The sequence below is a fragment of the Streptomyces sp. NPDC021622 genome, from assembly GCF_040640795.1.
Lineage (GTDB): Bacteria > Actinomycetota > Actinomycetes > Streptomycetales > Streptomycetaceae > Streptomyces.
In genome coordinates this window covers 1-13307 of record NZ_JBFACK010000037.1, presented here as the reverse complement: position 1 = coordinate 13307, position 13307 = coordinate 1, and the positions used below count along the sequence as shown (strand labels likewise).

Annotated in this window: 13 protein-coding genes and 2 pseudogenes; 7 read left to right on the top strand and 8 right to left on the bottom strand. The window is 69.2% G+C overall.

The features are described from left to right. The coding region (locus tag AB0G47_RS40670) for a tetratricopeptide repeat protein (RefSeq protein ID WP_360781108.1) at window positions 1–388 on the top strand (388 nt) is incomplete at its 5' end. Between the two features lie 116 nt (window positions 389–504). Here AB0G47_RS40670 and AB0G47_RS40665 read toward each other — a convergent pair. Continuing rightward, window positions 505–1191, bottom strand: a complete 687-nt coding sequence (locus tag AB0G47_RS40665) for a transposase (protein WP_360781105.1) — start codon at window positions 1189–1191, stop codon at window positions 505–507. Window positions 1192–1286: 95 nt separating this feature from the next. Between AB0G47_RS40665 and AB0G47_RS40660 the strand changes: the two genes are divergently transcribed. Continuing rightward, complete coding sequence (locus AB0G47_RS40660) at window positions 1287–2108, top strand: helix-turn-helix domain-containing protein (protein ID WP_360781102.1); 822 nt, start codon at window positions 1287–1289, stop codon at window positions 2106–2108. On the opposite strand, the gene AB0G47_RS40655 is transcribed toward AB0G47_RS40660, so the two are convergent. Next, window positions 2058–2417, bottom strand: a complete 360-nt coding sequence (locus AB0G47_RS40655) for a hypothetical protein (RefSeq protein WP_360781099.1) — start codon at window positions 2415–2417, stop codon at window positions 2058–2060. The two genes, AB0G47_RS40660 and AB0G47_RS40655, sit on opposite strands and share 51 nt — an antisense overlap. Window positions 2418–2470: 53 nt before the next feature. Here AB0G47_RS40655 and AB0G47_RS40650 point away from each other — a divergent pair, with 53 nt between their 5' ends. After that, window positions 2471–2863 carry a transposase gene (locus AB0G47_RS40650; protein ID WP_360781096.1) on the top strand — a complete coding sequence of 131 codons (393 nt, stop codon included), beginning with the start codon at window positions 2471–2473 and terminating at the stop codon, window positions 2861–2863. Between the two features lie 152 nt (window positions 2864–3015). Here the strand turns inward: AB0G47_RS40650 and AB0G47_RS40645 are convergent, their stop codons facing one another. Both AB0G47_RS40645 and AB0G47_RS40640 read right to left on the bottom strand, forming a co-directional pair. Further along, window positions 3016–3945 (bottom strand): recombinase family protein, encoded by a 930-nt coding sequence (locus tag AB0G47_RS40645; protein WP_360781092.1) that lies wholly within the window; start codon window positions 3943–3945, stop codon window positions 3016–3018. A 293-nt stretch (window positions 3946–4238) separates the two neighbouring features. Beyond that, the gene (locus tag AB0G47_RS40640; RefSeq protein ID WP_360781089.1) at window positions 4239–4481 is read right to left on the bottom strand and encodes a DNA-binding protein; all 243 of its coding nucleotides are present in this window, start codon (window positions 4479–4481) and stop codon (window positions 4239–4241) included. 140 nt (window positions 4482–4621) lie between these two features. Between AB0G47_RS40640 and AB0G47_RS40635 the strand changes: the two genes are divergently transcribed. Beyond that, entirely contained in the window at window positions 4622–6229 is a 1608-nt protein-coding gene (locus AB0G47_RS40635) for a tyrosine-type recombinase/integrase (protein ID WP_360781086.1), read from the top strand. Between the two features lie 119 nt (window positions 6230–6348). Here AB0G47_RS40635 and AB0G47_RS40630 read toward each other — a convergent pair. Beyond that, a pseudogene (locus AB0G47_RS40630) lies at window positions 6349–6510 on the bottom strand (type II toxin-antitoxin system PemK/MazF family toxin); the annotation flags it as partial. 98 nt (window positions 6511–6608) lie between these two features. Between AB0G47_RS40630 and AB0G47_RS40625 the strand changes: the two are divergent. After that, window positions 6609–7508 (top strand): annotated as a pseudogene (locus tag AB0G47_RS40625) (glycosyl hydrolase family 18 protein); the annotation flags it as partial. 50 nt (window positions 7509–7558) lie between these two features. Here the strand turns inward: AB0G47_RS40625 and AB0G47_RS40620 are convergent. Continuing rightward, complete coding sequence (locus AB0G47_RS40620; RefSeq protein ID WP_360781084.1) at window positions 7559–8965, bottom strand: amidase; 1407 nt, start codon at window positions 8963–8965, stop codon at window positions 7559–7561. Window positions 8966–9145: 180 nt separating this feature from the next. On the opposite strand from AB0G47_RS40620, the gene AB0G47_RS40615 reads away from it, so the two are divergent. Continuing rightward, window positions 9146–10231: a LacI family DNA-binding transcriptional regulator gene (locus AB0G47_RS40615; protein ID WP_360781081.1), complete on the top strand. Its 1086-nt coding sequence runs from the start codon at window positions 9146–9148 to the stop codon at window positions 10229–10231. 48 nt (window positions 10232–10279) lie between these two features. On the opposite strand, the gene trxA is transcribed toward AB0G47_RS40615, so the two are convergent. Then, window positions 10280–10669, bottom strand: coding sequence for a thioredoxin (trxA, locus tag AB0G47_RS40610; RefSeq protein ID WP_360781078.1), 390 nt, complete (start codon window positions 10667–10669; stop codon window positions 10280–10282). A 142-nt stretch (window positions 10670–10811) separates the two neighbouring features. Here trxA and AB0G47_RS40605 point away from each other — a divergent pair, with 142 nt between their 5' ends. After that, window positions 10812–12236: an NAD(P)/FAD-dependent oxidoreductase gene (locus AB0G47_RS40605; RefSeq protein WP_360781075.1), complete on the top strand. Its 1425-nt coding sequence runs from the start codon at window positions 10812–10814 to the stop codon at window positions 12234–12236. A gap of 108 nt (window positions 12237–12344) precedes the next feature. On the opposite strand, the gene AB0G47_RS40600 is transcribed toward AB0G47_RS40605, so the two are convergent. Beyond that, the coding region (locus AB0G47_RS40600; protein ID WP_360781072.1) for an electron transfer flavoprotein subunit alpha/FixB family protein at window positions 12345–13307 on the bottom strand (963 nt) is incomplete at its 5' end.

Genomic DNA, 13307 nt, shown 5'->3' with positions numbered 1-13307 from the left:
CACCCTCGCCCTGTACCGCCTGGCTGTGATGCGGGAGGAGGCCGGGGACCGGGAGGGCGCCGAAACTCTGGCCCGGCTGGCCGCCGATCACGGCAGCACCCTCGCCCTGTACCGCCTGGCTGTGATGCGGGAGGAGGCCGGGGACCGGGAGGGCGCCGAAACTCTGGCCCGGCTGGCCGCCGATCACGGCAATACCGACGCCCTGCACCGCCTGGCTGTGATGCGGGAGGAGACCGGGGACCGGGAGGGCGCCGAAACCCTACTCCGGCTGGCCGCCGACCACGGCAGCACCATGGAGGCGTTCAAAAGTCAGTGGCCGTACGGCCTGGACCCTGACGGTACGCCGACACCTCCGTGGCAACCGTCGGCTTCCACCCTGCTCAGCTGACACGGGCCCCAGTGCGGTTGCACCAAGCCGAAGTGCGCCGCGGCCCCGCCCGGCGGAGCCGATCCCGTGGAGACACCGTCGTTTGCGGCTGGTGACGATCCTGCTGGCTTGTTCGGTCACGCGGCGAGGGAGAGGTCGAGTCGGGCAAGGTGGCTGACGCGGGTGCGGTCGAGCGGGTGGCCGTTCCACCAGGCATCGAGGCGTATGAGGTTGAGCGCGACGGCGGAGAAGACGTGCTCCAGATGGGTCTTCTGGAGGCAGAGGTAGCGGGCACGTCTCATCCCGGTGACCGCGACGGCCTGGTGGATGGTTCCCTCTATGCCCGCGCGGGTTCCGTACTTGGCTCGCCACCGCTCGTCGCCCTGCTGGAGGCGGGCATGGTCGAGGACTTCTTGAACCTCGCGGGGTTGCAGGGAGAGAGTTCGGCCGCCGGTCTTCGAGCTGGTGCAGTGGTCGCGCACCGGGCAGGGGCGGCAGGTCTCCTTGTTGAACTTGATGACGATGGCCTTGGTACCGCGCAGGGTGGCGGGGCTCCACCAGGTGCTGGTGTCCCCGCTTGGGCAGGTGGCCTGCCTCTTGTCCCAGTCGATGGTGAACGCGGTGCGGTCGAACCCAGCGCCGGCACGTGCCTGGGGTGAGCTGTTCAGCAGGACCGGGGTGACCAAGGTGACCCCGAAGTTCTTCTTGATGCCCACGATCAACTCGGCTGAGGCGTAACCGGAGTCGAGGAAGTGCTCGGCGGGCAGGAGATCACGGGCGGCGAGCATGTGATGGACCGGTTCGGTCATTTCCGCGTCGGTCACTGTGGCGTCGGTGGTCGCGATGACGCGCCGAAGACGAGGCCGGAAGAACCCGGCCGCAGCCCCCGCTGCCGCCGTTCGAACTGCCCCGCACCCAGATGATCGAGCGAACTCGTCACCGCTACCAGGACGTTCACCGGCTCGTGGACGCGGGCTGGACGATCAGCGCCATCGCCCGGCGCCTGCACCTGGATCGCAAGACCGTGCGCCGCTTCCGCGACACCGGCCTCGACCAGCTGCTCGCCACCGCGCACGACCGTCGGCCGGCAGGCGTGCTGGAATGGTTCAAGGCGTGCATCAGCGACCGCTTCGCCGAGGCCGACGGGCAGGGCAGCGGCAGCCGCCTGTTCCTCGAACTCCAGGCCCGCGGATACCGAGGCAGCCGCCCGGTGGTCCGCAAGTACCTCGCCGCCCTGCGAGCGGGCCACACCGAGCCGGTCCGCGCCGACATCCCCAGCCCGCACAAGATCACTGGCTGGATCATGCGACCGCGCGAGTCCCTCACCGACGAGCAGGAGCAACAGCTTCTTCAAGTCCGCCTCGCCTGCCCGGACATCACCCGGGCCTGCGACCTCGCCCGCGTCTTCGCTGACCTGGCCCGTCACCGCCGTGGCCACCTGCTGATGGACTGGATCCGCCAGGCCGAACAAGACGCCCCGCCGCCGATGTGCAGCTTCGCGGGGTTCCTGCGCCAAGACCGCAACGCCGTCACCGCTGGCCTCACCCTCGCTTACAGCTCCGGCGTCGTCGAAGGCCACGTCCAACGTTTAAGACGATCAAACGGCAGATGTATGGCCGCGGATCATTCCAACTCCTCCGCACCCGCGTCCTCTTACGCTCCTGAAGGGGATGGGTTTCGCGCGCAACGGTCAGGAGATCAGACGTCCGTCCTGTGGGTCGAAGCAGACCAGGCCGGATGACCTAGCCGTGTCCGCGGCGAATGCTGAGGCTTCCTGGTACTTGCTGAATACCATCCCGAAGTGGAACAACGGACCGCTCGCGTTATCGATCAGCGGTCCGTCAGACCACGGACTCGCGTCTTCGTCCTCATCATCCGGGTCCAGATCGGGCCACCGGCTGACCAAGGCCTCAACGTAGCCTTTGATCTGTGGAGTCGGTGTTACATGCTGGCCCCGCATGTACTGCTCGGAGAGATCAGCGAACTCCGTGCGAGCGGCCGCATCGTCGGCAGGACGTTCGCCTTCCCAGACAACCAGGTCATAACTCATGGCCACATTCTGCAGGTCACCGCTACTGGGCTGGTGATCGTGACCGTCACGAGATGTCGCCCAGACCCAGATTCAAAGAGCGCCATCACGGACAGATCCTGCTGACGGCGTGGATCGCCAAGGAGAGCCTGCGCACCGCCCTTGCCCTGGCCCACACCGGCGCCGACCGGCACCAAGTCGGCCATGCCCGCTGGAAGTTCCTGACCTGGTGCGCGGACTTCGACATCCCCGAAGTCCGCCCCCTCGCTGCCACCGCCGACCGCTGGTGGCCCGAAAACGCCGCGTTCCTCGACACCGGTCACAGGAACGCCAAGAGCGAGGGCATCAACCGCGTGATCAAGCTCGTCGCCCGCAACGCGTTTGGGTTCCGCAACGCTGACAGTCAGCGTCTGCGGACACGCTGTGTCACGACACGACGAGCCCGCGGACACCTCCGCACCGCTTAACTTCGAAGACCCCGTTAAGGGGTGCTGAGCGACCAGCCAGGGGAAAGTCTGGCTGGTCCTCGGTGCACTCAGGCTTCAGCGCGGCCCGCCTTCCCTGGGCGGACCGCGCTGAAGACCTGCTCGCAGAGGAGCTGCGCATAGCCCGCTGTTGTTCAGGCGGTCAGCTGTCGCCAGTCGATCAGAACCCGCTTCTCTGGTGCGTGACTGCCCTCGACTCGTCCGACCCGCACATGCTCGACCTCCAGCAGCACCAGCCCGCGCTTAGACGCGAACGGGGCCGTATGCCACCAGGCCACCAGGTCGTGCACGTCACCGATCGGCAGATCGGTCATCTGCTCCAGGTGCTTCAACCGGAGCTTGGAGAGCCGCAGGTCTTCCTGGCTGGCCTTCTGCGCGGCGACGAACGCGGCCTTCACCATGAGGCCCCGCCCGTACAGATCGCCGATCCCGGCGAATCGTTCGTCAGCCCCAGAAATGTGCTCCTTTAGGCGAGCGATCTCCGCCTCGATGTCACACTCCAACTCCTCAAGCCGCTCACGCGCCCCCGGCTTCAGCAGCTCGGCCAGGACGTGCTCGGCCACGAAGTCTTCGAGCTTCTCGGCGTTGATGCGGGTCTTGCCGCAGTCATCACACTTGTAGGACGGCGGAGCCTCGGAGTGGGCGCGGCTGCCGATCATGCCAGCCGTGCACTCGTCGCACATTGCACACCCGCCAGTCATCAGATACTCGTGGGCGTCACGCGGCTTGCCGCGCTTCTCACTGCGTTCCGTGAATAGCTCTTGCAGGCGCAGGAAAACGTCCGGTTCCAGGACCCGCTCGTCCCAGCCGTCGATCGGCTCACCGTTCCCTTCCAGGCCCGCGAGCCGCGGATTGGTCAGAAGCCGGTGCAAGACCTCGCGGCGAAACTCGTTGCCGCGCGGAGTCAGCATCCCCTTGCTGGTCAGCCACCGCGTCGCCTCGGCTTCCGGGGTGCCACCGAACAGCAGCGTGACGGCCTCCCGCAGCAAGGGGGCTTCCTCAGGGTGCACCACCCCTGCGCGCACGTAGCCCGACAACCGTCCCACGCAGTTGACTCCGATCAATCATTCGCACCTGCGACCGCTTCGCCTCGACATCACGTTAGGGGCCGCTTAGACCTGGCGTAGGTCAATGTATATCGGCGACCAAGCGGAACATGCACACGATGCGGGCTCGCTGGCCAGTAATGACGCGATACTTACAGGCCAGGGCCTATCGCCCGCCGTCATGTGTGGCACGGCTCACAGCAACCTGTACGGGGCGCCTTTCATCCTCAGCAATTACGCGACTGCCGGAACGGCCGGGAAGAGAGGCCCGGACCTCCGTAAAGTGCGAAATGTCCGGGCCGTATAGGTGGCTACACATCCAAAGTGATCCCCAGAGCCTTCCACAGGCTCGCCGTCGACACCTTCTGCGTCTGCCCCAACGGAATCGTCTGCGCCGGGAACGCGCCATCCTTGATCAACTCGTACGCCTTGTCCGAACCGATCCCCAGCGCCCGGGCCGCCGTCACCACACTCACCGCAGCCGGCAGAGACCTCACTTCCTCCACCGACATCCCGCCACGACGCCCCTCGGAACGAGCGCGTTGCACCGTCATCGCAGATGAGGACAAAGGTGGTCACATCCCTCTTCCCCGCGCCACCTGACCGGAAGCATACGGCGACCAAGGAAGCGTCACCTTCGCTACAGCAAGATCAGGACACGTACGGATGATCCAGCCCAAACCAGGAGGCCCGCGTGTTCAACGGCAGCACCTACAAACGATGCAAATGCACCGAACCAAAACTTGACGACCAAGGCCAGCCGATCCTCAACACGAACGGCACACCAAAGGTCCGAGAACTCGGCTCCGCGTGCCCGCAGTTGAAACGACGCGACCATGGCTCCTGGTACTACTACCTCAAACTCCCCGACGGCCCCCGCGGCGAGCGCCGCCGCCCCCGCAAAGGCGGCTTCCCGACCAAGACGGCAGCCCAGCACGCCGCACAGCAACTCTGGGAGGAGGACAACAACGGCATCGACATCCAATCTCAAGAGACCGTCGAGGACTTCCTGCGGCGTTGGCTTAACAAGCGCGTCGACCTCAAACGCAGAACCAGGAGCGACTACAAGGACTTCATCGAGCGCATCTACATCCCAGCTCTGGGACGCCTGAAGATGCGAGACCTCAGAACTCGGCACATCCAGGCCATGTTCGAAGACATCTGGGCTTACAACGAGGTCAAGGAAGCAAACCGCATACAGGCAGCACACGCACTCGCGGAATGCCAGGCAGCCCATCAGGCCTGGAAGCAAGCCCCCCGCCCTCGCCCACCGGAGCTGCGCCAGAAATGGTACGACGCGAAGGCCGCCCTCAAGCAGGCCCGCGCCAAACCACGGCAACACACAGGCCCAGGAACGCAGAAGAGGCTCCGCGACGCTCTTTCAGCCGCCTTGAAGTCCGCCATAATGGAAAAGCTGATCCCGGAGAACTGGGCCGACGAGGTAGTCCTTCCCAAGTACGAGAAGCCTCGCGCCCAGGTCTGGACCGAAGAACGGGTTGCTCGCTGGAGGGCAACGGGAGAAAAGCCCAGCGCCGTCATGGTCTGGACCCCAGAACTGACCGGCCAGTTCCTCGACGCCGCAACGGACCACCGCCTCTACATCATGTGGCACTTGCTGGTCTTCCGCGGGCCCCGCCGCGGCGAGACCGCAGGCCTGACATGGTCCGAAGTCGACATGACAAACGGCACAGCCAACATCGTTGAACAACTCGTCGTCGACACCTCACACGACATCTACTCAGAAACCCCCAAGAGCCGCAGCGGCGTACGGACCATCACCCTCGACTCCGCAACGCATGCGCTCCTCACCACCTGGCGCGACATCCAGAAGGCGAAGCGAGCGGAGTGGGAGGCGAAGCACCAGGCCAACCCGGAGAAATACCAGCCGTACACCGATAGCGGCTACGTGTTCACGCAAGATGACGGCACACCCTGGCATCCCGACAATGTCTCCAAAGCATTCGACCGTTTCCTCAAGCGGCTCGGCATGCCCCCGATCCGGCTCCACGACCTTCGCCACTGCGCTGCGTCCCTCAGCCTTGCCGCCGGCCTCTCCATGAAGGCCATCCAGGCACTCCTCGGGCACTCATCCTTCACTCTGACCGCCGACACCTACACCAGTCTGATGCCGCAATTCGAGAAGGAGGCCGCAGACGCCCCCGTCGCCCTGGTCCCTCGCACGCACGAAGCGCAAAGGGCAGCCGTGGCGATCGACCTTCCTGCAGGTACAGGTGCCGCCAGGCCGGAGATGACGCTCATCATGAGCAACGGAAGCCGGGAGGGGTCGAGCACGGCGGCCTAACCCCGTGTCCCCCGAACGTCCCCCAACGGATATAGGCGGCCCCTCAGAGATCCTTCTGAGGGGCCGCCTTTATGTGTCTTGCCTGATCAGACATGATGCAGCTGCGTGCGTGTGAACTGTCGCCCGTCGTTCTCCTCGTAGGGGACCCACGTCCACACGATCTCGCCGGGGTCGGGGTCGCCGTCATGGGCGGGCGCGTACGTCGTCTGCACCCGCCCCACCTCGGCAGGCTCGACCTCGGTGGTCGCGGTGCGGCCCGTGCGGCCCGGGTTCGCGGACATCTGCGGTTCTTCGGTGTCGGCAGTCACGCGGGCCACCGTAGAGCCTGACTGGCCCAACCCGCAGGGCGGGTCCGCCCGATGAACCGCAGGCTCGGTCCATGGCGCCACCTGGACACCTTCCCCGCCCACGGGTCATCGCCCTGCTGGCCCTGTGCGGCGCGGCACTTGCCGCGACGGTCCCGCCACCGCCCGCCCCCGCCGCCCCCATCGCGCCTCCGCCGCGCACCGTCTCCGCGTGGCTGCCCTACTGGGACCAGGAAGCCGCGTACGAGGACGCCTTGCGCCACGCCGCCCAACTGCACACCGTCAGCCCCTTCTGGTACCGCACGGAGCCGGCCGGGAACGTGGTGGGCTTCACCGGAGCGGGGGACCGCCGTGTCGTCGACGGACTCCACAAGGCGGGCATCAAGGTCGTGCCGACCGTCATGGAGCGGATGGAGCCCGGCGAGCTCGCCTCCGTCGTCACCGACAAGAACCGCCGCGCCCGGTACGCGACGCTGGTCACCGACCTGTGCGCCCGGCTGCACGCGCTGAGCAGGCAGTGCGTGGTCACCGTCTCGCCGCAGACACGGAACAGCGGCCGCGTCTGGGACTACCGCCGACTCGGCGCCGCCGCCGACCGGTTGCGCATCATGGCCTACGACCAGCACTGGGCCGGGGGATCGCCGGGACCGCTCTCCTCGCCCGCCTGGTACGAGGAGATCCTGCGCCGCGCCACCACCGAAGTCCCCGCCCGCAAGCTGGAGATGGGCCTGCCCGGCTACGGCTGGGACTGGGGCGTGGGCAGCCCTGACCGCGCCCGGCACGTCACCTGGAAAGAGGCGGAGGCCCTGCGCCGCAAGGTCGGCGCGCCCTACCGCCTCGATCCCGCGTCGAGCACGCCGCACTTCACGTACAACGACGGTGGCGAGCGCCGCACCGTCTGGTATCAGGACGCGCGCGGCACGGCCTCCCACCTGCCGGTCCTGCGGAAGTACGGCGTACGCCACACCGTCCTGTGGGCCCTCGGCTTCGAGGACCCGGCGCTGTGGCGCACGTTGGCGGAGGGTCAGGCCGCCGCCGGCCACTGCTCGTACCAGCGCTGGTCCGCCTCCAACTGCGCGGCAAGCGAGATCAGGAGCGGCTCGCTGCCCGCCGGGCCGAGCAGCTGCGCGCCCACCGGGAGCCCGTCGGCCACCCGCCCGGCGGGCACGTTGACGCCCGGCCAGCCGAGGACGTTCCACGTCCAGGCGTAGGGGCAGGCGGCGATCATCGCCTGGTCGGTGCGCCAGCCGCTGAGCTTCGCCAGGGTGCCGATGCGGGGCGGGGGCGTGGCGGTGGTGGGCGTGATGACCACGTCGTACGTCGAGAAGACCGCGCCGACGCGGCGGTGCAGGGCGGCCTCGGCGCGCCGGGCAAGGCGCAGCGGCGCACCGCCGAGCAGGCGGCCGAGGCGGGCGGCCTCCTTGGTGCGCGGGTCGAGCAGCCGGGGGTCGGGGACCTCACGGACCCAGTCGGTGATGCCCGCCGTGGCGCGCGGCACGAAGTCGAGGCCGATCTGGCCGTAGCGCGGGTCGGCCTCCTCGACGTCGTGCCCGAGCGCGGCCAGCCGGTCCGCGAGGACGATGACCTTGCGCCGCACCACCGGATCGAGCCGCTTGGGCGTCGCGGTGAACGGCATGCGCAGGGAGAGAGCGATCCGCAGGCGGCCCGGCTCACGGGTCGCCGCGCCGACGGCACTGATGGCGGGCGGCTTGTGCAGGTCGCCCTCGTGGTTGCCGCTCGCCGCGTCCAGGAGCAGCGCGGCGTCGGCGACGGTCCTGGCGAGCGGGCCGTTGACGGTGATGCCGTTGAAGGCCTCCGGCCACGGCCAGGTCGAGATCCGGCCGCGCTGCGGTTTGATTCCCACGAGATGCGTCCAGGCGGCCGGGATGCGCACCGAGCCCGCCCCGTCCGAGCCGAGCGCGGCAGGGACGAGCCCGGCGGCGACCGCGGCCGCCGAACCGCCGGACGACCCGCCGGGGGTGTGGCCGGTGTGCCAGGGGTTGCGGGTGTCGCCGAAGCCGGGCCCTTCGGTGAACGGCCACTGGCCCAGCTCGCAGGTGTTGGTCTTGCCGACGATCACCACGCCGGCCGCCCGCAGCCGGCGCACCGACTCCGCGTCCTCCTTCTTCGGCGGGAAGTCACCTCGGCAGCCGAAGGCAGTTGGCTCGCCCGCGATGTCGGTGTCGTCCTTCACGGCGAGCGGCACGCCGAGGAGCGGCGGAAGACCGGGGCCGCCCGCCGCCAACTCCCGGTCGGCGGCGTCCGCTTCGGCCAGCGCGGCCTCGGCGCGGACCAGCTTGAAGGCGTTGAGCACCGGCTGGGACGCCTCGATCCGGGCCAGCGTCCGCTCGGTCAGCGCACGCGAGGTCACTTCTCCGGCGGCCAGCGCACGGGCGGTGCGCTCCAGGCCGTCGGCACGGTCGGCAGTCATGTGGGGGCACCTTTGATCGGTGGGCAGGTGAACGCACGCTACCGGCCGGTAGGTCAACGCGGAACGAGAGCAGGGAAGTTCACGACGCGCACGCCACCGCCAAGCGCCCGACGTCCGCCCACAGCGCCCGGACGCCCGCCTGGGGGCGCCCCGGCACGGTCTGGAAGGATGAGCGGCGTCATGGTGCAGATACCTAATCAGCAGCCCACGCAGCAGCCCACACAGCAATCCGTGCCGAAGTCGGTGCCGAACTCGGCGTCGAACGCAGTGCCGGGCTCCGTGCCGACAAGCGCCGACGTCGCGCGTCTGGCGGGAGTCTCGCGCGCGACCGTCTCGTACGTCCTCAACAACACCAGCGCCGTCCGCATCAGCGAACCCACCCGCCGCCGCGTCCACGCGGCCGCCAAGGAACTGGGATACGTCCCGCACGCCGCGGCCCGCAGTCTGCGCGCAGGGCACACCCGGGTCGTCCTGATGCCGACTCCACAGATCCCGGCGGGCCCGCTGTTCAGCGAGTTCTTCAACGAACTGCAGTGGGCGCTCAGCCGATTCGACTACACCGTCGTGCAGTACGGCAGCCTCGGCCTGACCGGCGAGGACGCGGCCCGCGCCTGGGCGGAGCTGCGCCCCGTCGCGGTCCTCGCGCCCGACGCGTCGGCGCTCGGCGCGCGCGGCGTGAGCGTCCTGAAGCGGTCGGGCGCCAAGGCAGTGTTCACGCTCGGCCCGCAGCGCGCCGAGGGCGCGCACGCCCTGCTCATGGACCAGCGCCTGGTGGGCCGGTGCGCCGCCACGCATCTCCTGGAGCGCGGAAGGCGGCACATCGGCGTCGTGGTCCCCGAGGAGCGGGGCCTCGAACCCTTCGCACGGCCGCGCGTCGAAGGCATCCGCCGCGCGCTGCACGGCACGGACGCCACGCTGACCGAGCTGCCCCTCGCCTACACGGAGGATGCGGCGGCCCGGCTCGCGGCGGGCTGGCGCGAGCTGGGGATCGACGGAGTGTTCACGTACAACGACGAGTACGCGATGCTGCTGATGCGGGCGCTCCAGGACGAGGGGGTCGCCGTACCCGACGAGACGGCGCTCATCGGCTCCGACGACCTGATGCTCGGCAGGCTCCTGCGGCCCCGGCTCAGCACGGTCCGCATCGAGCTGCCGTCAGGACAGAAACTCGCGGAGCTGGTCGACCGGGTCGTGCGTGACCCCGGCATGGAACCCGAGGTGCACGACGTGCTCGGCGCGACGGCAGTGCACCGCGAGTCCAGCTGACCCTTTCGCTTGCGGTCGTTTCTTACTGGTCCGCTTGCGGGTCGTTCCTCACTGGTCCTGCGCCTCGGCCTTGGCCTGCTCCTCGGCGACGGACTTGCGGACCTCGTCCATGTCCAGCTTCCTGGCCTGCCCGATGACGTCCACAAGGGCCGCCTCGGGGAGCGCGCCGGGCTGCGCGAACACGGCCACCTGGTCACGGACGATCATCAGCGTGGGAATCGACTGGATGCCGAAGGCCTGCGCAAGCTCGGGCTGCGCCTCCGTGTCGACCTTCCCGAAGACCAGGTCGGGGTTGGCCTCGGCGGCCTTCTCGTAGACGGGCGCGAACGACCGGCACGGACCGCACCAGGACGCCCAGAAGTCGATCAGGACAAAGTCGTTGTCCGTGACCATCTGGTCGAAGTTCTCCTTGGTGAGCTCCACAGTCGTGCTGCTCATGGTTAGTTCCCTCTTCCTGGTATCGGGTGAAGCCGCCTTGCACAACGGCCCGGCCCGTGGACGTATTCCATCCGCGCACCGGTGCCGCTCCGCGCGCGTACCCATGTGGCCACGTCGCACACCTGGCACCACACTGGCTTTCATGACGGAATCAAAGGCGTACGACGTGGTGGTCCTGGGCGCTGGTCCCGTGGGGGAGAACGTCGCGGACCGGGTCCGTGCGGCGGGCCTGAGTGTGGCGGTGGTGGAGAGTGAACTTGTCGGGGGCGAATGCTCGTACTGGGCCTGTATGCCGAGCAAGGCGCTGCTGCGGCCCGTGATCGCCCGCTCGGACGCGCGCAAGGTGCCGGGGCTGCGGCAATCGGTGCAGGGCCCGCTGGACGCGGCCGCGGTCCTCGCGCACCGGGACGACTACGCATCCCACTGGAAGGACGACGGCCAGGTCGGCTGGCTCGACGGCATCGGAGTGGACCTCTACCGCGGCCACGGCCGCATCTCCGGCACCCGCCAGGTGACCGTCACGGACCCCGACGGGCCCCATGAGACGCTCACCGCGCGCCACGCCGTCGCGATCTGCGCCGGCACCCGCGCCGCCCTGCCCGACCTGCCGGGACTCGCGGAAGTGAAGCCCTGGACGAGCCGCGAGGCCACCAGCGCCGACCATGTGCCCGGCCGGCTCGCGGTGGTCGGCGGAGGCGTCGTCGCCGTCGAGATGGCCACGGCCTGGCAGGCGCTCGGCGCGCAGGTCACGATGCTCGTACGGGGTGAAGGGCTGCTGCCGCGCATGGAGCCGTTCGCCGGGGAGCTGGTCACCAAGGCGCTGACGGAGGCGGGCGCGCAGATCCGCACGGGCGTCTCCGTCACGGCGGTGCGGCGCGAGAACGGCACGGTCACGGCGACCCTCTCCGACGGCGGCACGGTCGAGGCCGAGGAGATCCTCTTCGCCACGGGCCGCGCCCCGCGCACCGACGACCTGGGCCTGGAGACGATCGGCCTTGAGCCGGGCTCGTGGCTGCCGGTCGACGAGAGCCTGCGGGTGCAGGGCAGCGACTGGCTCTACGCGGTGGGCGACGCCAACCACCGTGCGCTCCTCACCCACCAGGGCAAGTACCAGGCGCGCATCGCGGGCGCCGCGATCACCGCCCGAGCGCAGGGTGTCCCCCTCCTGGAGACCGACCGCTGGGGCGCCCATTCCGCGACCGCCGACCACGCGGCCGTCCCGCAGGTGGTCTTCACCGACCCCGAGGCGGCGTCGGCGGGCCTCACCCTCGCGGAGGCGGAGGCGGCTGGCCATCGCGTGCGTGCCGTCGACTACGACATCGCGGGGGTGGCGGGCGCCGGCCTCTACGCGGACGGCTACGAGGGCCGCGCCCGCATGATCGTCGACCTGGACCGGGAGATCCTGCTCGGCGTCACGTTCGTGGGCCCCGGCGTCGGCGAGCTCATCCATTCGGCGACGGTCGCGATCGCGGGCGAGGTCCCGATCGACCGCCTGTGGCATGCGGTTCCGGCGTATCCGACGGTGAGCGAGGTGTGGCTGCGGTTGCTGGAGACGTATCGCGGGTGACGGGTGCCGTGATGCCGCCGTGTGTGTGACGCGCCGAGGCCCTCGCTCCCGCGTGCTGCGGGGGCGAGGGCCTCGATACGGTCAACCAGCTCAGCTGGGTCAACTGGCTCAGCCCTTGCGGGTCTTGACCTCTTCGGTGAGGGCGGGGACGACGTCGAAGAGGTCGCCGACCACGCCGTAGTCGACGAGGTCGAAGATCGGGGCCTCGGCGTCCTTGTTGATCGCCACGATCGTCTTCGAGGTCTGCATACCGGCCCGGTGCTGGATCGCACCGGAGATACCCGAGGCGATGTACAGCTGCGGCGAGACACTCTTGCCGGTCTGGCCGACCTGGTTGGAGTGCGGATACCAGCCCGCGTCCACCGCGGCACGCGAGGCACCCACCGCCGCACCCAGCGAGTCCGCCAGCGCCTCGATGATGTGGAAGTTCTCGGCGCCGTTGACGCCACGGCCACCGGAGACCACGATCGCGGCCTCGGTCAGCTCCGGACGCCCCGTCGACTCACGCGGCGTGCGCGCGACCACCTTGGTGCCCTTGGCCTGCTCGGAGAACGACACGCTCAGGGCCTCGACCGCGCCCGCGGCCGGGGCCGGCTCCACGGCCGCGCTGTTGGGCTTGACCGTGATGACCGGGGTGCCGGTGGTGACACGGGACTTGGTGGAGTAGGAGGCGGCGAACGCGGCCTGCGTGGCCACCGGCCCCTCATCGCCCGCTTCGAGGTCGACGGCGTCGGTGATGATGCCGGACTTGATCCGCACCGCCAGACGCGCGGCGATCTCCTTGCCCTCCGCCGAGGAGGGCACCAGCACCGCGGCCGGGGAGACGGCGCTGTAGGCGGCCTGCAGGGCGTCGACCTTCGGTACGACCAGGTAGTCGGCGAACTCCGGGGCGTCGGCGGTCAGGACCTTCACCGCGCCGTGCTCGGCCAGCACCGCCGCGGTGTCGGCGGCACCCGCGCCGAGCGCGAGGGCGACGGGCTCGCCGATGCGGCGGGCCAGCGTCAAAAGCTCCAGGGTGGGCTTGCGGACGGCACCGTCCACGTGGTCGACATAGACGAGAACTTCAGCCAT

Coding starts and splice junctions, on each gene's coding strand:
- AB0G47_RS40660 (WP_360781102.1), top strand. CDS start 1,287: ATGATCGAGCGAACTCGTCACCGCTACCAGGACGTTCACCGGCTCGTG.
- AB0G47_RS40605 (WP_360781075.1), top strand. CDS start 10,812: ATGACGGAATCAAAGGCGTACGACGTGGTGGTCCTGGGCGCTGGTCCC.
- trxA (WP_360781078.1), bottom strand. CDS start 10,669: ATGAGCAGCACGACTGTGGAGCTCACCAAGGAGAACTTCGACCAGATG.
- AB0G47_RS40615 (WP_360781081.1), top strand. CDS start 9,146: ATGGTGCAGATACCTAATCAGCAGCCCACGCAGCAGCCCACACAGCAA.
- AB0G47_RS40650 (WP_360781096.1), top strand. CDS start 2,471: ATGTCGCCCAGACCCAGATTCAAAGAGCGCCATCACGGACAGATCCTG.
- AB0G47_RS40640 (WP_360781089.1), bottom strand. CDS start 4,481: ATGACGGTGCAACGCGCTCGTTCCGAGGGGCGTCGTGGCGGGATGTCG.
- AB0G47_RS40620 (WP_360781084.1), bottom strand. CDS start 8,965: ATGACTGCCGACCGTGCCGACGGCCTGGAGCGCACCGCCCGTGCGCTG.
- AB0G47_RS40655 (WP_360781099.1), bottom strand. CDS start 2,417: ATGAGTTATGACCTGGTTGTCTGGGAAGGCGAACGTCCTGCCGACGAT.